The sequence below is a fragment of the Edaphosphingomonas fennica genome (assembly GCF_003034225.1).
GTDB lineage: Bacteria > Pseudomonadota > Alphaproteobacteria > Sphingomonadales > Sphingomonadaceae > Sphingomonas_E > Sphingomonas_E fennica.
Genome location: NZ_PHHF01000018.1, coordinates 79408 through 99343 on the forward strand (window position 1 = coordinate 79408; position 19936 = coordinate 99343).

The window sequence follows — 19936 nt, forward strand, 5'->3', positions numbered from 1 at the left end:
CCGGCCGGGGGTTCGGACTATCCTTGCGCCATAGACGCGAAGGCAACCCCAGCGACAGGCAGGAACAAGACGGGGCATGGCAAGGAAATATTTCGGCACGGACGGGATCCGCGGGCGCACCAACGAGGCGCCGATGACGGCGGCGACCGCGATGAAGGTGGGGCAGGCGGCCGGTGCGCACTTCATGCGCGGCGACCACCGGCATCGCGTGGTGATCGGCAAGGATACCCGGCTTTCCGGCTATATGATGGAATCCGCGCTGGTGGCGGGCTTCACCAGCGTGGGCATGGATGTGGTGCTGGTGGGGCCGATGCCCACGCCGGCGGTGGCGATGCTCACCCGATCGATGCGGGCCGACATCGGCGTGATGATCTCCGCCAGCCACAACCCCTTTTACGACAACGGCATCAAGTTGTTCGGGCCAGACGGCTACAAGCTTTCCGACGCGGACGAAGATGCCATCGAGGCGCTGCTGGATGCCGAACCGCTGCTGGTGGCATCCGATGCGATCGGCCGGGCAAGGCGGGTGGAGGATGCGCGCGGGCGTTACATCCACGCCGCCAAATCGACCTTCCCGGACAAGCTGACGCTGGATGGGCTGCGCATCGTGATCGACTGCGCCAACGGCGCCGCCTATCAGGTCGCGCCAGCCGCCCTGTGGGAATTGGGAGCGGAGGTGATCCCGCTCGGCGTTTCGCCCGATGGCATCAACATCAACGACAAATGCGGATCGACCGACCCGGCGGCGCTGGTCGCCAAGGTGGTGGAAACGCGCGCGGATATCGGCATCGCGCTGGACGGCGACGCCGATCGGCTGATCGTGGTGGACGACAAGGGCAATGTCGTCGACGGGGATCAGCTGATGGCGCTGATCGGCGTATCGTGGGCGCGCAAGGGGCTGTTGCGGGGCGGCGGGATCGTCGCCACGGTGATGTCCAACCTCGGGCTGGAACGCTTCCTGGGCGGGCATGGCCTCGCGCTGCATCGCGCGGCGGTGGGGGATCGCTACGTGCTGGAGGCGATGCGATCGCAGGGCTTCAACGTCGGCGGCGAGCAATCCGGGCACATCATTCTTTCCGATCACGCCACCACCGGCGACGGGCTGGTGGCGGCGCTGCAGGTGCTGGCGGAGCTGGTGGAATCGGGCCGGCCGGCGCATGAGCTGCTGCGCCAGTTCGATCCCCTGCCGCAGTTGCTGAAGAATGTCCGCTTCAAGGGCGGCGCGCCGCTGGAGCAGGATGGCGTGAAGCAGGCGATCGCCGCCGCCGAGGCGCGGCTGAACGGCACCGGGCGCATCCTTATCCGCAAATCCGGCACCGAACCGCTGATCCGGGTGATGGCGGAGGGCGAGGACGAGGCGCTCGTCGCCGAGGTGGTGGACAGCATTTGCGAGGCTGTTAAGGCCGCCGCGTGACCATCGCCCGCATCCTCATCATCGCCGGTTCCGATTCCGGGGGCGGCGCCGGCATCCAGGCGGATATCCGCACCGTGACCATGCTGGGCGGCCATCCGATGACGGCCATCGCCGCGATCACCGCCCAGAATACGCTGGGGGTGACGGCCGTGCATCCCGTGCCGGCCGATATGGTGATCGCGCAGATCGATGCCGTGGCCGCCGATATCGGCGTGGACGCGGTGAAGATCGGCATGATCGGATCGGCGGCGACGGCCGATGCGGTGGCGGAACGGCTCGCCGCGATGGGCGAGGTGCCGATCGTGTTCGATCCGGTGATGGTGGCATCCAGCGGATCGGTGCTGGCCGATGCCGATACCGTGGCCGCCTTCGGCCGGCTGATGCGGATCGCGACGGTGGTGACGCCCAATGCGCCGGAGCTGGCGGCGCTGACCGGCCTGCCGGTGGCGGATTTCGCCCAGGCCGGGCGGGCGGGCCTCAAGCTGTTCGAAACTTTCGGCTGCGCGGTGCTGGCGAAGGGCGGGCATCTGCCGCCGATGATCCGCAATGGCCGGCCGATGCTGGGGGACATATTGATCCACGACGGCGCGGCCGTGGAATATTGGAACGACCGGATCGAAACCCGCAACAGCCACGGCACGGGCTGCACGCTGGCAAGCGGCATCGCCACCAGCCTGGGGCAGGGGATGGCGCTGCAGCTCGCCGTCGATCGCGCGCGGGATTATCTGCGCGCGGCGCTGGCGGCGGCGCCGGGCCTGGGCGCCGGGCACGGCCCGATGGGGCATGCGCTGGGCGGCGTGCCCTTCGATGCGATGACGGGGCTGGCGTGAAGACGGAGCGTCTCATTGCCGCCGGGCCGAGCTTCGAGCTGGAGCGCGAGCATCCCGGCCCCGTGGTGGGCGTGGACGAAGCCGGGCGCGGGCCGCTGGCCGGGCCGGTGGTGGCCGCCGCCGTGGTGCTGGACCATGGCCGCGTGCCCAAGGGCATCGACGATTCCAAGAAGCTTTCGGAGAAGGTGCGCGCGCGTATCTGCGAGGAACTGCGCGCGGTGGCGCTGGTCGGCGTCGGCATCGCCACGGTCGAGGAGATCGACGAGATCAACATCCTGTGGGCCTCGATGCTGGCGATGGAGCGTGCCGTCGCCGCATTGGGCGTGGCGCCGGGCATGGTGCTGGTGGACGGCAATCGCTGCCCGCGCTGGACGCATCCCTCGCGCCCCGTGATCGGCGGCGACGCCCTGTGCCTTTCGATCGCGGCGGCATCGATCATCGCCAAGCAGGAACGCGATCGGATGATGATCGAATATGATCGCCTGCATCCCGGCTATGGCTGGGCATCCAACAAGGGCTATGGATCGCGCGCGCATATGGACGCGCTCGTCCGGCTCGGCCCCACGCCGCTCCACCGCCGCAGCTTCGCGCCCGTCGCCCAGCAGGTGCTGGCGCTGTAGTTTCCGGGTAGTTCCCGGCCGGATCGGCCGTATTCGGGCGCCCCGCAAAAAAATTCGCGGGGGTGAGTCTTCAAGGGCACACCACAATGGATTGAGTCGGTGGTTAACGGCCGACTCAACATAAGGTGGCAGACTCCTTTCGTTCCGCCATGATAAGATCGCGTCCGAGCTAGCCGGTCCAAGGCCCTGATCTTGACCGCGGAGTCCGGCTGACTCATCCCGCTGCTTCAAGGAACAGGGGATTTTATCGATGGCGGTTGTGCAACGCATTCAGCGGAAGGGGACGGCTGTCGCCTCGGTCAAGCGGCCGAAGCTGACGATGCTGCCGTTCGAAACGATCATCCAGGGCGACTGCATCGAGGCGATGAAGGGCCTGCCCGATCGTTCGATCGACATGATCTTCGCCGATCCGCCCTACAACCTCCAGCTCGGCGGCGATCTGCACCGGCCCGACGGCAGCCAGGTGGATGCCGTGGACGACGATTGGGACAAGTTCGACAGCCTCGCCACCTATGATGCCTTCACCAAGGCCTGGCTGCGCGAGGCGCGGCGCGTGCTGAAGGATGACGGCACCATCTGGGTGATCGGCAGCTATCACAACATTTTCCGCGTCGGCGCCGCGCTTCAGGATGAGGGCTTCTGGATCCTGAACGACATCGTCTGGCGCAAGGCGAACCCGATGCCCAACTTCAAGGGCACGCGCTTCACCAATGCGCATGAGACGATGATCTGGTGCTCCAAGAGCGAGAAGGCGCGCTACACCTTCAATTATCGCACGATGAAGGCGTTGAACGACGACCTGCAGATGCGGTCCGACTGGTCGCTGCCGATCTGTTCCGGCGGCGAGCGGCTGAAGGACGATGACGGCCACAAGGCCCATCCCACCCAGAAGCCGGAGGCGCTGCTCTATCGCGTGATGCTGGCCTGCACCGAGCCGGGCGATATCGTGCTCGATCCCTTCTTCGGCACCGGCACCACCGGCGCCGTCGCCCGCCGCCTGAAGCGCCGCTGGATCGGCATCGAGCGCGAGACAAAATATGTGAAGGTCGCCCGCCAGCGCATCGATTCCACGTTGCCGCTGGACGAAAGCGCGATGATGCTGATCCCCGAGAAGAAGGCGCAGCCGCGCGTCGCCTTCGGCCTGCTGGTGGAGTTGGGCCTGATCGAGCCGGGCACGATGCTGACGGACGCCAAGCGCCGCTGGAAGGCGGAGGTGAAGGCCGATGGCACGCTGGCGCTGGTGGAAGGCACGGGCGCGGGATCGATCCACAAGCTGGGCGCCACGGTGCAGGGCGCGCCTTCGTGCAACGGCTGGAGCTTCTGGCATTATGAGGAAGCCGGCAAGCTGGTCGAGATTGATGCGCTGCGCCAGCGGCACCTGGCGGCGACCGGGGAGTGATATCCCCCACCCGCGCCTGAAAAGCCGACGATCCCGCTGACATGGCCGATATCCCGCCTTCCGCCCGCCTCTATTTCCGTCCGACGGGGTTCGTCGGCGCGCCGTTCGATCGCGACGGGCAGGCGCTGCGGCTGGCGGGCGGGATGACATGGTTTTCCGCCTTCGACGTGATCGCGGTGGATGGCGGACGCCGGGTGGCCGACCGGCTGGTGCCGGTGGAGCGGATCGATCCCTTCATCGACGGGCTTTCCCCCGCACAGGCGGAGGCCGCGCGCGCGACGATCGCCCGGATCGTCGCGCCCCGTGCCCCGCTGAAGCTGGGCGAGCGCGTCGTGCGGCTGGACCAGCCGCAGGTGATGGCGATCCTGAACGTCACGCCGGACAGCTTCTCCGATGGCGGGCGGCATGAAGGCGACGCCGCGCGTGCGGCCGATCTGGGCGTCGCGCTGGCGGCGGAAGGGGCGGCGATCATCGACGTGGGCGGGGAATCGACCCGGCCGGGTGCCGCGACGGTGTGGGAAGGGGACGAGATCGCCCGGACCGCGCCGGTGATCGAGCGGCTGGCGCGCGCCGGCACCGCCATCTCGATCGACACGCGCAAGGCGGCGGTGATGGAAGCCGCGATCGCCGCCGGCGCGCATATCGTGAACGATGTGTCCGCATTGCTGTGGGACGGGCGCGCGGCCGAAGTTGCGGCGCGCGCCGGCTGCCCCGTGGTGCTGATGCACCATCGCGGCGATCCGCAGACGATGCAGGACGATCCCCGTTACGGCGACGTGCTGATCGAGGTCTATGACTGGCTGGAGGATCGGATCGCGGCGGCCGAGGCGGCCGGCATCCGGCGCGATGCGATCATCGTCGATCCGGGCATCGGCTTCGGCAAGACGGTGCGCCACAATCTGGCGATCATGAACGGCCTCGCGCTGTTCCACGGGCTTGGCTGCCCGGTGCTGCTGGGCGCCAGCCGCAAGCGGCTGATCGGCGCGCTGGCGGACGAGGCCCCGGCGGACCGCAGGCTGGGCGGATCGATCGCGCTGGCGCTGGCCGGGGCCAATGCCGGCGTGCAGCTGATCCGGGTGCACGACGTGTTCGAAACGGTGCAGGCGCTGAAGATATGGCGCGGCATGCGCGACGAGGCGCTGAGCCCGCTATAACCAGCAAAGGAAAGGCGAGGAGAGGCACGTCCACGCCCCTCCTCGCGAACCGGTCAGGCCAGCTTGAGCATGTTTTCCCGGCGGCGGCGCATCACGCCGCCCACCATGCCGAAGCCGCCGATCATCATCGCCCAGGTTGCGGGTTCGGGCACGGCGGCAACAGCCGCATCGCCGAGCCGGATATTATCGAACTGGGCGGCGGCGCTCTGGTTGCGGAAGGTGAACCTGGTGATGTCGCCAAGCCCTTCGAAGATCGCGGTGTGGGCCACGATCGGCGAATTGCGGTTGTGATCGAAGGTGAAATAGCGGGTGACGACCGTCTCGTCCGCATCCGCCAGCGTGAACTTGAACTCATAGGTGGAAGAGGCGGTGAAGACCGGGCCGGTTTCCACCTTGGTCTTGCCGAAATCCATCGACACGAACTGGAAGGCGCCGCCATCCTCGCGCGCGACGGTGAAGGTAGTCGCGGCCCCGCTGGCCTTCACGACCGAGGTGCCGCTGCCATCGATGCTGAGCGCGGGATCGACGGCGTTGATGCAATTGCCCGAGATGCTGTTGCAGAAATTGCCGGTGAGGACGAAACCGTCCTCATGATAGGCGCCGCCGCCGTAGCTGGTGGCGAGATTGTCGAAATCGATGACGGCCGAGGCGTGGGCCGAGGCGGCGGCGGATGTGGCCGCGAGCATGACGGCCACGGACGAGACGAGCTTGCGCATTTGCTGACCCCTGTTTGCTGATCGGTTGCGGCGGCGCCCGATGGCGGCGCGCATCCCATCAGGTGGCGGCCGAACAAGTCAGATCGATTACCTTGATGTTCAAAGCGGGTTACGCCGCCATGACGTTCCGGAATGGGACAGGGGCGGTCGATCAGGCGGCGTGGTCGATGCCGAGCTCGCCGAGCTTGCGGTAAAGGGTCGAGCGGCCGATGCCGAGGCGGCGGGCCACTTCCGTCATCCGGCCGTGATAATGGCCGATCGCGAGCCGGATGATATCCGCCTCGATCGCTTCCAGCGTGCGCATATGGCCGTTGGGTTCGAACAAGGTGACGCCGGCGGCGTTGGCGAGCGGCGGCGCGCTCCGGGACGCGGGGGCGGTGGCCTCGTGCGCGATCTGCGGGAAATCGGCGGGGGTTAGGGCGTGCCCCTCGCACAGCACGGCTGCGCGGAACAGCGCGTTCTGGAGCTGGCGGACATTGCCGGGCCAGCCATAGCCGGCCAGCAGGCGCAGCGCCTCGTCGGTGATGCCCAGCCCGCGCAGGCCGGGCTGGCGGGCGATGCGGGAGAGCAGGTGGCGGGTGAGGGCGGGGATATCGCCCGGCCGGTCGCGCAGCGGTGGTATGGTGAGCTGGACGACGTTCAGGCGGTAATAGAGATCCTCGCGGAAGCGGCCGGCGGCCACTTCGTCGGCGAGCGTGCGGTTGGTGGCGGCGATGACGCGCACATCCACCTGGCGGGGTGCGCGGGCGCCGATCGGCTGGATCTCGCCGGTCTGGAGGACGCGGAGCAGCTTCACCTGCGCATCGAACGGCAGCTCGCCCACCTCGTCGAGGAAAAGCGTGCCGCCATCGGCATCCTGAAACTTGCCGATATGCCGGTCGAACGCGCCGGTGAAGGCGCCGCGTTCGTGGCCGAACAGCTCGGATTCGACGAGATTGGCGGAAATCGCCCCGCAATTGATGGCGATGAGCGGGCGGCGTTCGCGCGGGCTGGCGGCGTGGATGGCGTGGGCGATGACTTCCTTGCCGACGCCGCTTTCGCCTTCGATCAGCACGGGCACGCGGGCGCGGGCGGCCTTAGCGGCGATGGCGAGCGCGGCGCGGAATTCGGGCGCGGAGCCGACGATCTCGTCGAAGGCGAGCCTTTCGCCGATCTTCTCGGCCATCGGGCGAAGCTCGCCCACGCGGCCGGCCAGGGCGGCGTCGAGCGCCGCGAGCAGGCGATCGGCCGCGATCGGCTTCACCAGGAAATCGGTGGCGCCGGCCCGCATCGCCGTGACGGCGGCGGCAACCGAGGTCCGCGCGGTGATCATCACCAGCGGCAGATCGGGATGATGCCGGCGGATCGCGGCGATGATCCCTTCTCCATCCGTTTCGGGCGCCCAGCAATCGAACAGGACGAGATCGATCGGCTGCGCGGCGAGCGCGATCGCCTGGAGCGCGGCCTTGCCGTCCGGCGCCGTGATCGTTCGCCAGCCGGCGCGTGACGCCATGGCGGCGATCAGCCGGCTCTGCGCCGGCTCATCGTCGATCAGCAGCAACGTGCGGGTCGCATCCCGGCCCATCGATTCTCCCCAAGGCTTGCGCCACGGCGCGAGGCCCGGATAGCGGCTTGGGGTAAAGCTAGGATTAAGCACGGCTAAGAGTTTGCTGGCCCGATTGCCGCCTTCCGCACTTGAGGCGCCGGGCATGTGCCGTTATTGCGCGCTCGGTTCACGCACCCTGTGGGGGAAAATAAAATGGCGGAAACGAACGGCGCTTCGAACGACCTGAAGGCGCATGAGGGGACTTACGAGGGTTTTCTTTCCCTGATGAAGATCGGCACGATCGCTTGTGTCGTGGCGGCTGCGCTTGTCGTCTATCTGATCGCAAACTGAGCGGTGGCGGGCGTCAGAATCGCGGTCCTTGGGGAGACCGCAGCGGGGGAACCCCGCGTCGCCGCCACGCCGGAAACGGTGAAAAAGTTCGCGGGCCTGGGCGCCACGCTGGCCGTTGAGGCCGGCGCGGGGGCAGGGGCTGCGATCGCGGATGCGGATTATGCGGCTGCCGGCGCCACGATCGGCGACCGGGCGAGCGTGCTGAAGGATGCGGATATCCTGCTGGGCGTGCAGGGGCCGGACCCCGCTTCGCTGGCGGGTGCCAAGCCCGGCGCGTGGCTGGTGGCGGGCCTCAATCCCTTCGGCGAGCGCGCACGGGTGGATGCCTATGCCGCCGCCGGGATCGAGGCGCTGGCGATGGAATTCATGCCGCGCATCACGCGCGCGCAATCCATGGATATCCTGTCGTCCCAGTCCAACCTCGCCGGCTACAAGGCGGTGGTGGACGCGGCCTCCATCTATGGCCGCGCCTTTCCGATGATGATGACGGCGGCGGGCACGGTTTCGGCCGCACGCGCCTTCATCATGGGCGTCGGCGTGGCGGGCCTGCAGGCGATCGCGACCGCGCGCCGGCTAGGTGCGCAGGTTTCGGCCACCGACGTGCGCTCGGCGACGAAGGAGCAGATCCAGTCGCTGGGCGCCAAGCCGATCTTCGTGGAGAATGTCTCCGGCATCGAAGGCGAAGGTTCCGGCGGCTATGCGACCGAGATGTCCGAGGAATATAAGAAGGCGCAGGCCGATCTCGTTTCCAGCCATCTCGCCAAGCAGGATATCGTGATCACCACCGCGCTGATCCCGGGGCGGCCGGCGCCGCGCCTGATTTCGGACGCGCAGATCGCGACGATGCGGCCGGGCAGCGTGATCGTCGACCTTGCCGTCGAACAGGGCGGCAATGTCGAGGGCGCGGTCGCGGGCGAGATCGTCGAGAAGCATGGCGTGAAGATCGTCGGCTTCCGCAACGTGCCGGGCCGGCTGGCGTCCGACGCATCGGCGCTGTTCGCGCGGAACCTCTACAACTTCCTGTCCGCCTTCTGGGACAAGGAGAAGGGCGGCCCGGTGCTGCCCGATGAGGACGAGATCACCCAGGCGATCCGGCTGACCAAGGACGGCAAGGTCGTGAACCAGCGGCTGCTGGGCTGAAGATCCCATGTCGCCCCGGCGCGAGCCGGGGTCTCGCCAAAGCGGGTGCGCCCCGCCTGCATGAGCTGCCGGCCCCGGCCGGCAGGACGACAACGGGGCGAAGGGGATAGTCAATGGACTTCATATCGATCCTGTCGATCTTCGTGCTGGCCTGCTTCGTCGGCTATTATGTCGTCTGGTCGGTGACGCCGGCGCTGCACACGCCGCTGATGGCGGTCACCAACGCGATTTCCTCCGTCATCATCGTCGGCGCGCTGATCGCGGCGGCGGCCACGGAGGCGCCGGGCGCCAAATGGCTCGGGCTGATCGCGGTGGCGCTGGCCAGCGTCAACATCTTCGGGGGCTTCGCCGTCACCGAACGGATGCTGGCGATGTACAAGAAGAAGGAAAAGAAGGGCTGAGCCCGCAAGGCTCAGGCCCGGACATCATCGTCGCCCCGCTGAGGCGGGGATCGGGATGCCTGCGGGCATCACATCCGTCGGCGAACGGGCAATCCATGCCCGGACGCGCGGGAATGACGGGTCGGGGGACTAGAGGATGACTTACGAAACCGCCGCCACCAGCGTGGCGCACGCCGCGGCCGAACATATCGCCGTGCCCGGCTGGGCCGCGCTCGCCTATCTCGTTTCGGGCGTGCTCTTCATCCTGGCGCTGCGCGGGCTTTCCAGCCCGACCAGCTCGCGCCGGGGCAATCGTTTCGGCATGATCGGCATGCTGATCGCCATCGCGACCACGCTGATCCTGCACGGCACCGGCCTGGTCGAGATCGCCATCGCCATCGCCATCGGCGGCGGGATCGGCTTCGTCGTCGCCCGGCGGATCGCGATGACGGCGATGCCGCAGCTCGTCGCCGCCTTCCACTCGCTCGTCGGCCTGGCCGCCGTGCTGGTGGCCGCGGCCGCCTATCTGAACCCGGCCGCCTTCGGCATCGTCGATGTGGCGACCGGCGAGATCCTGCGCGTCAGCCGGATCGAGATGGGGCTGGGCATCGCCATCGGCGCCATCACCTTCTCCGGATCGGTGATCGCCTTCCTCAAGCTCAACGGCAATATGAGCGGCAAGCCGATCATGCTGCCGGGCCGCCATGTCATCAACCTCGGCACGCTGGCGGCGATCCTCGGCCTGGTAGCCTATTTCCTCACCGATCAGAGCCCGTGGGTGTTCTGGACGGTGACGGGGCTGTCCTTCGTGATCGGCTTCCTGCTCATCATCCCGATCGGCGGCGCGGACATGCCGGTCGTCGTCTCGATGCTGAACAGCTATTCGGGCTGGGCGGCCGCCGCTATGGGCTTCACCCTCCACAATACGGCGATGATCGTCACCGGCGCGCTGGTCGGCAGCTCGGGCGCGATCCTGAGCTACATCATGTGCAAGGCGATGAACCGCAGCTTCATCTCCGTGATCGCGGGCGGCTTCGGCGCGGAAGCCGCATCCTCGGGCGGGGGCGAGAAGGTCGATCGGCCGTGGAAGCGCGGATCGGCCGAAGACGCCGCCTTCCTGATGAAGCAGGCCGAGCAGGTCATCATCGTGCCCGGCTACGGCATGGCCGTCGCCCAGGCGCAGCATGCGCTGCGCGAAATGGCGGACCAGCTGAAGGCCGAGGGCGTGAAGGTGAAATATGCCATCCACCCCGTCGCCGGCCGCATGCCCGGCCATATGAACGTGCTGCTGGCCGAAGCGAACGTGCCCTATGACGAGGTGTTCGAGCTGGAGGACATCAACAGCGAGTTCGCGCAGACCGACGTGGCCTTCGTGATCGGCGCCAACGACGTCACCAATCCGGCGGCCAAGACGGACAAGTCCTCGCCCATCTACGGCATGCCCGTGCTGGACGTGGAGAAGGCCAAGACCGTGCTGTTCGTGAAGCGGTCGATGGGCGGTGTGGGCTATGCCGGCGTCGACAACGACGTCTTCTACATGGACAACACCATGATGCTGCTGGCCGATGCCAAGAAGATGGTCGAGGATATCGTGAAGGCGATGGCCCACTGATTTCGGATGGTGGGGCCGGCTTCTCCGAAGCGGCCTCGCTGTTGAATTATCGGGCCTGATGCGGAAGGTTCCGGCCATGGGGGATGATCCGAATCAGGATTGGCCGGTGTCGGCCGATGGCGGCCCGGCCTCGGTCTTCGTCTGCGGGGCCGATGCGCTGGCCCGGGCGGAGATCGCCGAGGTGGCCCGCGCGATCGGCCTGCCGGCGGAAGCCGTGGGGCTGGATGCGGACGGCATTGCCCGGTTCGGCCGGGCGGGGCCGGGCGATATCCTGGTCGCCGAGCTGGGCGGCTGTCCGGCCGGGCTGTTCGACGACGCCTTGAGCGCGCTGCGCCGGCGGGCGGATCGCGGGCTTCCCGTGATCGTGGCGGTGCCGCTCGACCGGATCGATGCCGTGATGGGGGAATTCGGGGGCGGGGATGTCCCGATTCTCTGCCAGCCGACGCCCGGCGATATTGCCGCGGCGCTGGTGGGCGCGCGCGGGCGCCCGTTCCCGGCCGTTGCCGAAGGGAAGGCGGACGAACTTTATCCGCAGCTCCAGAATCTTGCCGAGCAGATGGCGCAGGTCGCCCGTGCGCTGGCGCAGCTTTCGCAGGGAGGCCAGCCGGGCGCGGACGGGGTCTCGGCCCATGCCCTGGCTTTCCGGGCGGCGCCCCGGACGGAGCCCGATGTCGATGCCGCTTATGTCCGCGCCATCATTCGCGGCCGGCGGCTGCGCGACAATTATTTCCCGGCCGAGCTGTTCGCCGATCCGGCGTGGGACATGCTGCTCGATCTGATGGCGGCCCGGCTGGAAGGCAGCGATGTCGCCGTTTCCAGCCTGTGCATCGCCGCCGCCGTTCCGCCGACGACAGCGCTGCGCTGGATCAAGACGCTGACCGATTCGGGCCTGTTCGTGCGGATCGCCGATCCCCATGACGGGCGCCGCGTGTTCATCACGCTTTCGGATGCGGCGGCGGCGGGGATGCTTAATTATCTTGCGGCGGCGCGGCGGATTGCGAGCCCCGTGGCATAGAAGCTGTGATCGGCGTTCATGATCTTGAGCTGTTCGCCGAACACTTCGGCGAGTTTGGAATGGGCGAGGCGCAGTTCGGGGCATTCCGCCTCGCGCGCCCGCGCGATTTCCTCCCGATAGCGACGCCGCACATATTCCCTTTCGTACCGCATTCCGACCTTATCCCGAGGTGAGGCCGCACCCCGGTGGCGGGGAACGACCAAAGCAGATCGCCCCCACGGCTGGCGCGCCTATTGCACTGCAGGATGGCCTTGCGAATTACGTAATGTCCCTTATGGGAGGGGCCATGGCAGGCATGCTTCGGCATGGCTCCCGATATATCGGCGGGCGGTTAGCTCAGCGGTAGAGCGCCTCGTTTACACCGAGGATGTCGGGGGTTCGAAACCCTCACCGCCCACCATTTCCTTGATTGTCAGCCGATAAGCGGCGTCACGGTGCAGGCCCGTAATCCGGCCGTGCGGGTTCGGGTTGCCTGCTTGCGGAATCTGCGGTGCGGGATTTGCGGGCGGGGCCGGTCCCGGCTCAGTCCTCGAACTCCTCCGGCACCGGGTCCTTGCCCGATATCCGCTTCGCCAGCGCCTCGGCCTCGGGCAGGGTGAAGCTGCCGGTCAGGGTCAGCGTGCCGGTGGTGATCGGCTCGGCGACGGTCGGGCTCGCGATGGTCCTGCCGTCCAGCGTCACCGCCAGCGGCTTGCCGATATTGGCGGCGCTCAGCTTCTCCAGCCTTGGCGCGGCCTTGGGATCGAAGGTCAGCAGGATGCTGGTCGATCCGTCGATCTCCGGCATCGCGCGGGCATCGAGGATTTCCGCCTGCTGGAAGGGCGCGCCGCCGATCGCGAAGCCCGTGGCGTTGGCGGCGGCCAGCAGCAGGCCGCCCAGCAGGATCGCCAGCCTCTTCATCCTTCCGCTCCATAGCGTTCGGCCGTCGCGCGGATGAGGGCGATCATATTGGGTATCCCCTGGGTGCGGTTGGAACTGAGCTGGTTCTTGAGATCGAAGGGCGCCAGCGCATCGGCGATGTCGGTGGCGACGATTTCGGCCGGAGTCCTGTCCTGCACCGTCAGCAGCACCAGCGCGATGATGCCCTTGGTGATCGCCGCGTTGGAATCGGCCAGGAAGTGGAGCCGGCCATCGTCGCGGCGGGTGGGATAGACCCATACCGAGGCCGAACAGCCCCGTACCAGCGTCGCATCGGTCTTGAGGGGATCGGGCATCGGCTCCAGCGCGCGGCCCAGATCGATCAGCAGGCGATAGCGGTCGTCGGCATCGAGGAATTCATATTCCTCCAGCGTTTCGGCAAGCGTGGTCGGCGCGGTCATGGCGCGCCGCTACCACAAGCGGGCGGCTGCCGGAAGCGGATGCGGCCGGCATCACAGATCGACGCCGGCGGCGATCGCTTCCAGCTTGCGGACACGTTCCTTCAGATCGGCAAGCTCGATCCGCGAGGCGGGCGAGGGGGCGGAGGCGTGGGCCTGTTCCTCGCGGCGATTGTCGATTTCCAGCCGCCGCAGGTCGAGCCAGCCGCGCCAGCCCTTGAGCGCCGCCTGGGTGAGGATGAGGAGGCCGGCAAGGCCGGTGAAGGCGATGGCGAGCCAGAAGGTGGGTTCGGTCATGACCGTCATTCCCTGGTCAGTCGCGGTGGCGCAGCGCCTCGATCTCGCGATCGAGGGTGACGCCCCGGTTGTTTTCGGTTGCGATGCGCTCGAGCACGGCGACGCGTTCCTTCAGCGCCTTCAGCTCGTCGCGCAGGCGATCCGCATCGGGATCGCGGATCGGCAGCTCGTTGCCGTGGCGATCCCGCCGGATGCCGTATTTGGCGCGCATGATGCCGGCGATCGATACGATCAGCACGATCGCCACCACCATCGAGAAAGGATTGTCGAACATTGGATGAAGCCTCCCTCGGCTCGAAAGTCAGTTGGCGGGGCCGCGCAGCCCCTCGATCTCGCGATCGAGGCGGTAGCTGGCGTCGGTGACGATGCGTTCGACGGTGGCGAGCCGGTCCTTCACCGATCCCAGCTCGGCGCGCAGCTGCGCATTCTCGCTGGAAAGCAGCCGCAGCCGTTCCACCATCTCCTCGTCCTTCTTGGGATAGACCGCCTGGCCCCAGGCGCCGTCGAGCGGATAGCCGTTCTTGATGCGGAGCCAGGTGGTCAGCACCCATCCGCCGACACCGAAGGCCACGGCGAACATCGCCAACGGCGCCATGTGCTGGATGAATACGATATGTTCGGGGTCCATTTCAGCTTTCCCTCATTCTCCGCGCGACGGGGCATCGATCTTTCGACGAACCGCGCATTATGTTCGATCAATGGACGGAACGGCGGTCAGCGCAGGCTGTCTATCTCGTCGCCCAGCCGGACGGCCTTGTCCGTGACGATGCGTTCCAGCACCGCGATCCGCTCCTCCAGCCGGCTGATCTGGCCTTTCAACTGGCCGTTCTCGCTGGCGAGAAGCTCGATCTTGCGATCGGTGCCGGGGCCGTCCGTCTTGTGGACGATGCCGCCGAACTCACCTTCCACCGGATAGCCGTGCCTTGCCCGGATCCAGGTGCCGATCAGCCAGCCCGCGTAGCAGAGCGCGATGATGGCGATGACGGAGACGGGTGATCCCCAGGTCATGATGCTCTCCCTTGATGCCGGGCCTCAGCCCCGCCGAACCTCAGCGCAGGCTTTCGATCTCGTCGGCCAGGCGGCGGTTCTGGCTGGTGATGTGGATCTCCACATCGGCCAGGCGGCGGTCGATGTCGCGGAAGCGGCTGCGCACGTCGCGCACCGAGGTGGAAGGCTTGGCGCGCACGCCCTGCCAGAATTTCGCTTCCTCGGGATCGTCATAGAATTCGCGCGGCTTGTCGCTGGCGACCCAGCCGATCACGAGGTAGACGAGCGGCGCGATCGGCCCCATCGCGAAGATGGTGAGCAACACCATGCCGATGCGGACCAGCGTGGCATCGATCCCGGTATAGTCGGCGATGCCGGAGCATACGCCCATCAGCTTGCCGTTGCGCTTGTCGAGATAGAATTTGGTGCGGCGAGCGGACATTGTTCTTCCCTCCTTGAGGCTGCCTGTCAGCGATGTTCGCCGCGGCGCCAGTTTTCGATGCGCTCGGGCTCGTCGGCCCGGCGATATTCGGGGTTCTCGCTCCGGTCGGAAATCTGGCCGGGGCGGAAATCCGGGTTGTCGGCCGCGATGATCCGTTCGATCGAGCGAAGCCGGTCATCCAGCCTGCGGGCGGTGTCGTGCAACTCGTCGAGGAGGTTCTCATCCTCGACCGTGAGGCTGCTGGAGCGCTTCCATTGGGTCACATAATGGAAGATCAGCCAGGGCAGCCCGATGAAGAGCATGCCGACGATGATGATGGGGAGAAATACATCTTCCATCGCATCAGCCCTCCTGCTTGCCGGCGGCCCTTGCCTTCAGCGCGGCGAGTTCCGCCTCCACCTTCTCGGACGAGCGCAGCTCGGCGATTTCTTCCTCCAGGCTCTTCACCGCACCCATGCCGGCGGCATCCGCGCGGCCTTCGGCCCAGTCGACCCGGCGTTCGAGCATGTCGAAGCGGCTGAACGCCTCGTCGATCTTCGGGCCGGCATAGATTTCGCGCATCCGCAGGCGGTTGTTGGCGCTTTCCATGCGGGCGACGATCGAATTCTGGCGCGCGCGCGCCTCGCGCAGCTTGGCCTGCAGCTTGGCGATGTCGGCTTCCGAGGCCTTCAGGCTCTCGTCCAGGACGCCGATCTCCGCGGCAAGCTGCTCGGCGAGGTCGGCGGCCTTCTGCTTTTCGACCAGCGCAGCCTTGGCCAGGTCCTCGCGGCCCTTGGAAAGGGCGAGCTCGGCCTTTTCCACCCAGCCGGACTGGACATTCTCCAGCTTGGCGATCTGGCGGCGCATCTCCTTCTGGTCGGCGATGCTGCGGGCGGCCGAGGCGCGGACCTCGACCAGCGTCTCCTCCATCTCGAGGATGATCATGCGGATCATCTTCGCCGGGTCTTCCGCCTTGTCGAGCAGGTCGGTGACGTTGGCGGCGATGATGTCCCTGGTGCGGGAGAAGATTCCCATCTTGCGATACTCCTTCACGAAACCCGTTTGTTGCGGCCGGGGCGGTTTAAGGGAAGCCGCCCCGGCCGGTCACGCCGCTCAGGCCTTGGGCAGGGCGGCGATATCGAAATACTGGGCCGAGGGGGGCTGGCAGTCCGCCTCGACCGCGATCACCATGCGGCCATCGGCCGCGCGGGCCGGGCCGACCGCGCCGACGATGCAGGCGGCGGAAAGGACGAGCGCACCGATCGACGAAACCGCGATGCGCTGGAAGTCGATGGCGTCGAAGCGGAACATGATAACCTCCCTTGGTTCAGCATGTGGTGCGATGCACCGTAGACGCTTCGATCATTGCAGGGGGCGTGCCAACTCGCGGGATCGGCGGAAATCAGCCATTCTTGATGGATTGGCGGGAATATTCGCTAGGATAGATATTGCCAATGGTTGGCAAAATACGCCAAAGATGGGCGGCGGATGGCGATGGGCGCCAGGCCGGCTACGGATGGCAACATGGAACGCGACAATCAGTTCATCGGCCAGTCGGGCGCCTTCCTCGATTCGGTGGAGCGCGCCAGCCGGGCGGCGGGCCTCAACCGCCCGGTTCTGGTGATCGGCGAGCGCGGCACCGGCAAGGAGCTGGTCGCCGAGCGCCTCCACCGCCTGAGCCCGCGATGGAGCGGCCCGCTGGTCACGCTCAACTGCGCGGCGCTGCCCGAAACCCTGATCGAGGCCGAGCTGTTCGGCCACGAGGCCGGCGCCTTCACCGGCGCGACCAAGGCGCGCCAGGGGCGGTTCGAGGAAGCGGACGGCGGAACCCTGTTCCTGGACGAGCTGGCGACGCTTTCGGCCGGCGCGCAGGAACGGCTGCTGCGCGCGGTCGAATATGGCGAGGTGACGCGCATCGGCTCCAGCCGGCCGATCCGGGTCGACGTCCGCATCGTTGCCGCCACCAACGAGCATCTTCCCGATCTCGTCGCCGCCGGCCGCTTCCGCGCCGACCTGCTCGACCGCCTGAGCTTCGAGGTGGTGACGCTGCCGCCGCTGCGCGTGCGCGAGGGCGATGTCGTGGTGCTGGCGGATCATTTCGGCCGGCGCATGGCGGCGGAGCTCGATTGGCCGCACTGGCCGGGCTTCGGCGAGGCGGCGATGGAGGTGCTGCAGACCCACGACTGGCCGGGCAACATCCGCGAGCTGCGCAACGTCGTCGAGCGCGCCGTCTATCGCTGGGACGATCCCGAACGGCCGGTGGATGCCATCCAGTTCGATCCGTTCGATTCCCCCTGGCGCCCCAAGGGCGAGGGCGCGCGCCGCCAGGGCGAGGCGGTGGCAGCCGCGCCCGCCACGGCCGGGCAGGGGGCTCCCGCCGCTCCGCCGGCGACGCCTGCCGCATTGTCGCTGGAATGCGATGATTTCCGCGCGGCCTGCGATGCGCATGAAAAGGCGCTGCTCGAGGCCGCCCTGCGCCGCTGCCGCTACAACCAGCGGGCGACGGCCGCCGCGCTCAAGCTCAGCTACGATCAGCTTCGCCACGCGCTGCGCCGCCACAACATGCTCGACAAGGCGTCCGCTTGATGGGATTCAGGGGCTGATTTCAGCGGATATCGGGGGCGGGCGGCTATGGCGATCGGTGAGCGTCTGGTGCGGGAAATCGGCCCGATCCGCGTGATCAACCTGCCCCGCCGCACCGATCGCCGGGCGGAGGTCCAGGCCGAGCTGGCCGGCCTGGGGCTGGCGCTGGGGCCGGCCACGGCCAACGTTCCCGCCGCGATCTTCCCCGCCGTCCGCCCGGATGATGCCGCGGGCTTCCCCACCATCGGCACGCGCGGCTGTTTCCTCAGCCATCTGGGCGTCCTACGCCAGGCGCTGGCCGAGGATGCGGAATCCGTGCTGATCCTGGAGGATGACGTGACCTTCCCGCGCGATGCGGTGGCGCGGCTGCCGGCGGTGCTCGATGCGCTGGCGGCGGCGGACTGGACGATCTTCTACGGCGGCTATCGCATGCCCGCCGCGCCGGATGCCGCCGCTACCGGCATCGCCGCCATCCCGCCCGCAACGGCCGTGGTGACGGCGCATTGCATCGCCTTCCGCCGCCCGGCGATCAAGCTGCTGGTCCCCTATCTGGAAGCGATGCTGGCCCGCCCGCCCGGCAGCCCGGAAGGCGGGCCGATGCATGTGGACGGCGCCTATAGCTGGTTCCGCGCCGCCCACCCCCAGTTCAGGACGATCGCGACCGTGCCGGAGATCGCGCATCAGCGCGCCTCGCGCACCGACATTCACGATCTAAAGCTCTACGATCGGCTGCCGATCGTCCGCGATGTGGTGCAGGGGCTGCGCCGGTTGCGGCGGGGGTGAGCCGGGCCGGGGGAAAGCCGTGCCGCGCCGGGCGGATACCCCCATATTCTCCGATGGTTTCGAGAAGCAAAAATTGGTCCCAATCGGCTTCCCGTTGGTTTAGGTCGCCAGCATCAACGCCCGAGAAAGAGGATTCGCGTCATGGCATTCATCCTTCCCCCGCTGCCGTACGACAAGGGCGCGCTCGCCCCGCACATGTCGGCCGAGACGTTCGATTATCACCATGGCAAGCACCACCAGGCCTATGTCGACAAGGTCAACGGCTGGATCGATGAGAAGGGGCTGGCCGGCCTGTCGCTGATCGACGTGACGAAGAAGGCCAAGGATACCGGCGACAAGGGCCTGTTCAACAACGCCGCGCAGGTGTGGAACCACAGCTTCTTCTGGCAGGGCCTGGCGCCCGCCGGATCGACCAAGCCGTCCGCCAAGCTGCAGGGCCTGATCGACGCGGGCTTCGGATCGACCGACGCGCTGATCGAAAAGCTCGCGGCCGAGGCCGTCGGCCACTTCGCCAGCGGCTGGGCGTGGCTGCTGCTGCAGGGCGACAAGCTGGTCGTCACCTCCTACCACGATGCCGATACGCCGATCGTCCACGATGCCGGCGCGCCGCTGCTCACCCTCGATGTGTGGGAACATGCCTATTACATCGATTATCGCAACGCCCGGCCGAAGTTCGCCGATACGGTGCTGAAGAACATCGTGAACTGGGATTTCGTCTCCCAGAATCTCGACGGGCAGGGCGCCTCGCGCGCCGATCAGCAGCAATAAGAAATCGTCCGGGAATGGGCTTTCGCCCATTCGGCGGCGCCGGCTCGCTCCCCCGCCCGGCCACCCATAGATACTGCCGTTGGGTGGCCGGGCGGGGGAGCGGGCCGGTGCCGAACCAAAATGCGCTCTTCCGCGCATTTTCAAATGATTTCAGAGCTTCTGCCTGAACCCATTATAAGCAGGCGATAAATCGCGCGTTCACTCTCCCCGGCCCAGCTTTCGTCCGGGCAAGAGGAGAGTGAACATGCGTATATGGGTGATGATGCTGGCGGCCGCGATCCCGGCCGCCGTGGCGATGGCTCCGGCCTCCGCCGAAGCGCGCGGCTGGAACGATCGCCGCGAGGCGCGTGCCGATTACCGGCGCGACGTGCGCGAGGCCGAACGGGATTACCGCCGCGATCTCCGCCGGGCGGACAGCCGCCGCGACGTGATCGAGGCCCGGCGCGACTATCGCCGCAACCTGGCCGAAGCCCGCCACGATTATTATCGAGACCTCAACCGCGATCGCTATCGCGGCGGCCATGGCTATCGATCCGGCTATCGTTGGTAGGACGCTGAAAAGGGCCGGCGGTTGTGGCTGCCGGCCCTTATGCGTCGCCGCGCAAGCTTGAGCGGTCCGTCAATT

Annotated in this window: 27 protein-coding genes and 1 tRNA gene; 15 read left to right on the forward strand and 13 right to left on the reverse strand. The window is 67.4% G+C overall.

Translation table 11 applies throughout. The annotated features are described in order from the left end of the window. The first annotated feature begins 76 nt into the window (after positions 1-76). From glmM to folP, 5 genes are all read left to right on the forward strand, one after another. Positions 77-1414 carry a phosphoglucosamine mutase gene (gene glmM, locus CV103_RS03745; protein ID WP_107394013.1) on the forward strand — a complete coding sequence of 446 codons (1338 nt, stop codon included), beginning with the start codon at positions 77-79 and terminating at the stop codon, positions 1412-1414. Next, positions 1411-2244 carry a bifunctional hydroxymethylpyrimidine kinase/phosphomethylpyrimidine kinase gene (gene thiD / locus CV103_RS03750; protein WP_107394014.1) on the forward strand — a complete coding sequence of 278 codons (834 nt, stop codon included), beginning with the start codon at positions 1411-1413 and terminating at the stop codon, positions 2242-2244. Before glmM ends, thiD begins: the two co-directional genes overlap by 4 nt. Further along, positions 2241-2864: a ribonuclease HII gene (locus CV103_RS03755; protein ID WP_191225198.1), complete on the forward strand. Its 624-nt coding sequence runs from the start codon at positions 2241-2243 to the stop codon at positions 2862-2864. Before thiD ends, CV103_RS03755 begins: the two co-directional genes overlap by 4 nt. Positions 2865-3114: 250 nt before the next feature. Then, positions 3115-4263, forward strand: a complete 1149-nt coding sequence (locus CV103_RS03760; RefSeq protein ID WP_107394015.1) for a site-specific DNA-methyltransferase — start codon at positions 3115-3117, stop codon at positions 4261-4263. Between the two features lie 41 nt (positions 4264-4304). Then, positions 4305-5417, forward strand: a complete 1113-nt coding sequence (gene folP / locus CV103_RS03765) for a dihydropteroate synthase (RefSeq protein WP_107394016.1) — start codon at positions 4305-4307, stop codon at positions 5415-5417. Positions 5418-5470: 53 nt separating this feature from the next. Here the strand turns inward: folP and CV103_RS22770 are convergent, their stop codons facing one another. Further along, a complete protein-coding gene (locus CV103_RS22770) occupies positions 5471-6133 on the reverse strand; it encodes a PEPxxWA-CTERM sorting domain-containing protein (protein ID WP_170112544.1) in 663 nt (220 codons plus the stop codon). A 151-nt stretch (positions 6134-6284) separates the two neighbouring features. Continuing rightward, entirely contained in the window at positions 6285-7697 is a 1413-nt protein-coding gene (locus CV103_RS03775) for a sigma-54-dependent transcriptional regulator (RefSeq protein ID WP_107394018.1), read from the reverse strand. Between the two features lie 174 nt (positions 7698-7871). On the opposite strand from CV103_RS03775, the gene CV103_RS03780 reads away from it, so the two are divergent. From CV103_RS03780 to CV103_RS03800, 5 genes are all read left to right on the forward strand, one after another. Then, on the forward strand, positions 7872-8009 hold the full coding sequence (locus tag CV103_RS03780) for an aa3-type cytochrome c oxidase subunit IV (protein WP_015457386.1): 138 nt from the start codon (positions 7872-7874) through the stop codon (positions 8007-8009). Between the two features lie 3 nt (positions 8010-8012). Next, positions 8013-9149 carry an NAD(P) transhydrogenase subunit alpha gene (locus CV103_RS03785; protein WP_015457385.1) on the forward strand — a complete coding sequence of 379 codons (1137 nt, stop codon included), beginning with the start codon at positions 8013-8015 and terminating at the stop codon, positions 9147-9149. A 113-nt stretch (positions 9150-9262) separates the two neighbouring features. Then, the gene (locus CV103_RS03790) at positions 9263-9550 is read left to right on the forward strand and encodes an NAD(P) transhydrogenase subunit alpha part 2 (protein WP_010125866.1); all 288 of its coding nucleotides are present in this window, start codon (positions 9263-9265) and stop codon (positions 9548-9550) included. Between the two features lie 136 nt (positions 9551-9686). Next, positions 9687-11141: an NAD(P)(+) transhydrogenase (Re/Si-specific) subunit beta gene (locus tag CV103_RS03795; protein WP_070934250.1), complete on the forward strand. Its 1455-nt coding sequence runs from the start codon at positions 9687-9689 to the stop codon at positions 11139-11141. 76 nt (positions 11142-11217) lie between these two features. Next, on the forward strand, positions 11218-12156 hold the full coding sequence (locus CV103_RS03800; protein WP_146163374.1) for a helix-turn-helix domain-containing protein: 939 nt from the start codon (positions 11218-11220) through the stop codon (positions 12154-12156). Here CV103_RS03800 and CV103_RS03805 read toward each other — a convergent pair. After that, complete coding sequence (locus tag CV103_RS03805; RefSeq protein WP_041864772.1) at positions 12114-12308, reverse strand: hypothetical protein; 195 nt, start codon at positions 12306-12308, stop codon at positions 12114-12116. The genes CV103_RS03800 and CV103_RS03805 overlap by 43 nt on opposite strands. Before the next feature lie 173 nt (positions 12309-12481). Between CV103_RS03805 and CV103_RS03810 the strand changes: the two genes are divergently transcribed. Then, positions 12482-12556: transfer RNA gene (locus CV103_RS03810), tRNA-Val, on the forward strand. A 122-nt stretch (positions 12557-12678) separates the two neighbouring features. Here CV103_RS03810 and CV103_RS03815 read toward each other — a convergent pair. The 10 genes from CV103_RS03815 to CV103_RS03860 all read right to left on the reverse strand — a co-directional run bounded on the left by CV103_RS03815 (position 12679) and on the right by CV103_RS03860 (position 16488). Continuing rightward, positions 12679-13056 carry a SecDF P1 head subdomain-containing protein gene (locus CV103_RS03815; RefSeq protein WP_107394020.1) on the reverse strand — a complete coding sequence of 126 codons (378 nt, stop codon included), beginning with the start codon at positions 13054-13056 and terminating at the stop codon, positions 12679-12681. Next, entirely contained in the window at positions 13053-13475 is a 423-nt protein-coding gene (locus tag CV103_RS03820) for a SufE family protein (RefSeq protein ID WP_015457381.1), read from the reverse strand. The genes CV103_RS03815 and CV103_RS03820 overlap by 4 nt, the downstream gene beginning before the upstream one ends. Before the next feature lie 51 nt (positions 13476-13526). After that, positions 13527-13769 (reverse strand): hypothetical protein, encoded by a 243-nt coding sequence (locus CV103_RS03825; protein ID WP_015457380.1) that lies wholly within the window; start codon positions 13767-13769, stop codon positions 13527-13529. Between the two features lie 16 nt (positions 13770-13785). Further along, positions 13786-14043 carry a hypothetical protein gene (locus tag CV103_RS03830; protein WP_015457379.1) on the reverse strand — a complete coding sequence of 86 codons (258 nt, stop codon included), beginning with the start codon at positions 14041-14043 and terminating at the stop codon, positions 13786-13788. Between the two features lie 27 nt (positions 14044-14070). Next, on the reverse strand, positions 14071-14397 hold the full coding sequence (locus CV103_RS03835; RefSeq protein WP_015457378.1) for a hypothetical protein: 327 nt from the start codon (positions 14395-14397) through the stop codon (positions 14071-14073). Between the two features lie 86 nt (positions 14398-14483). Next, positions 14484-14777 (reverse strand): hypothetical protein, encoded by a 294-nt coding sequence (locus CV103_RS03840; protein ID WP_015457377.1) that lies wholly within the window; start codon positions 14775-14777, stop codon positions 14484-14486. Between the two features lie 40 nt (positions 14778-14817). Beyond that, complete coding sequence (pspC, locus tag CV103_RS03845) at positions 14818-15198, reverse strand: envelope stress response membrane protein PspC (RefSeq protein WP_015457376.1); 381 nt, start codon at positions 15196-15198, stop codon at positions 14818-14820. Positions 15199-15224: 26 nt separating this feature from the next. Next, positions 15225-15536: an envelope stress response membrane protein PspB gene (pspB, locus tag CV103_RS03850; RefSeq protein ID WP_015457375.1), complete on the reverse strand. Its 312-nt coding sequence runs from the start codon at positions 15534-15536 to the stop codon at positions 15225-15227. 4 nt (positions 15537-15540) lie between these two features. After that, a complete protein-coding gene (gene pspA / locus CV103_RS03855) occupies positions 15541-16212 on the reverse strand; it encodes a phage shock protein PspA (protein ID WP_041865107.1) in 672 nt (223 codons plus the stop codon). A gap of 78 nt (positions 16213-16290) precedes the next feature. Further along, positions 16291-16488 carry a hypothetical protein gene (locus CV103_RS03860; protein ID WP_015457373.1) on the reverse strand — a complete coding sequence of 66 codons (198 nt, stop codon included), beginning with the start codon at positions 16486-16488 and terminating at the stop codon, positions 16291-16293. Positions 16489-16701: 213 nt separating this feature from the next. Between CV103_RS03860 and pspF the strand changes: the two genes are divergently transcribed. The 4 genes from pspF to CV103_RS03880 all read left to right on the forward strand — a co-directional run bounded on the left by pspF (position 16702) and on the right by CV103_RS03880 (position 19861). Beyond that, positions 16702-17763 carry a phage shock protein operon transcriptional activator gene (pspF, locus tag CV103_RS03865; RefSeq protein WP_015457372.1) on the forward strand — a complete coding sequence of 354 codons (1062 nt, stop codon included), beginning with the start codon at positions 16702-16704 and terminating at the stop codon, positions 17761-17763. A gap of 45 nt (positions 17764-17808) precedes the next feature. Next, positions 17809-18543 carry a glycosyltransferase family 25 protein gene (locus CV103_RS03870; RefSeq protein WP_015457371.1) on the forward strand — a complete coding sequence of 245 codons (735 nt, stop codon included), beginning with the start codon at positions 17809-17811 and terminating at the stop codon, positions 18541-18543. Positions 18544-18684: 141 nt separating this feature from the next. Continuing rightward, positions 18685-19311: a superoxide dismutase gene (locus CV103_RS03875; RefSeq protein ID WP_015457370.1), complete on the forward strand. Its 627-nt coding sequence runs from the start codon at positions 18685-18687 to the stop codon at positions 19309-19311. Between the two features lie 244 nt (positions 19312-19555). Continuing rightward, positions 19556-19861 carry a hypothetical protein gene (locus CV103_RS03880; RefSeq protein ID WP_107394021.1) on the forward strand — a complete coding sequence of 102 codons (306 nt, stop codon included), beginning with the start codon at positions 19556-19558 and terminating at the stop codon, positions 19859-19861. The last annotated feature ends 75 nt before the right edge of the window (positions 19862-19936 follow it).